1 protein-coding gene is annotated in these 1,051 nt (G+C 61.2%); it reads right to left on the reverse strand.

The annotated features are described in order from the left end of the window. Positions 1-1,007, reverse strand: a 1,007-nt coding sequence (locus HMPREF9697_RS20075; RefSeq protein ID WP_002719106.1) for an efflux RND transporter permease subunit, incomplete at its 3' end; no start/stop codon positions are given. Between the last annotated feature and the right edge of the window lie 44 nt (positions 1,008-1,051).

The raw sequence follows: 1,051 nt of genomic DNA on the forward strand, positions 1-1,051 counted from the left end.
ACAAGGTGCGTTCGGTCATATACCGCGCGCGCGATCACGCCATCCGGCAACGATCGGCCGATCTCCTTGAGTTTGGCGGCAACCCGCTGCGCGACAGCGCGACTGTTCTCGCCGATCAGCAGCATTGCGGTTCCGAGAACGGTTTCCTTGCCGTTCACGGTGGCCGCGCCGGTCCGCAGATCCTTGCCTTCCCTCACCTCGGCGACGTCTCCGATTCGAACCGGAACGCCATTGTGAGAGCCAATCACAATTTCCTTGATTTCCTCGACGTTCGCCACCTGGCCCGGCGTCCGAACCAGATATTGCTCGCCATTCCGCTCGATATAGCCTGCACCCACATTGGCGTTGTTCGACGCCAGCGCCGTCATCACGTCGCGGAAGCTGAGCTTGTAGGCCATCAGTTGCGCCGGGTCCGGCAGCACATGAAATTGCTTCTCGAAGCCTCCGATGGTGTTGACCTCGATGACGCCCGGGACGTTGCGCAACTGTGGTTTGATGATCCAGTCCTGGATCGTCCGCAGATCGCTCGGCGTATAATCGCCGCCGCCCTCTTTACGGGCGCCGGGCTTCGCTTCGACCGTGAACAAATAGATTTCGCCGAGTCCTGTCGAGATCGGTCCCATCGCGGTCTCGACGCCGGCGGGCAGTTGGTCCTTGACCTGCTGGATGCGCTCGTTGACCAACTGCCTGGCGAAATAGATGTCGGTCCCATCCTTGAAGATGATCGTGACCTGGCTCAAGCCGTAACGTGACTGTGAGCGCGTGCTGTCGAGATGCGGCAGCCCGCCCATGGCGGTCTCGATCGGAAACGTGATCCGCTGCTCGACCTCCAGCGGCGAATAGCCAGGCGCGCTGCTGTTGATCTGGACCTGGACGTTGGTGATGTCGGGCACCGCGTCGATCGGCAGCCGGGTGAAATTCCAGGCGCCGAGGGCCGCCATGATGAGAATGCCGATCATGACCAGCCATCGCTGCCGGATGGCGAACGACAGAATTCCATCAATCATGACGCTGCTCCTGATGCTCGCCGATCTCCCGGATGCGTCCGAAC

Source organism: Afipia felis ATCC 53690, from assembly GCF_000314735.2.
Lineage (GTDB): Bacteria > Pseudomonadota > Alphaproteobacteria > Rhizobiales > Xanthobacteraceae > Afipia > Afipia felis.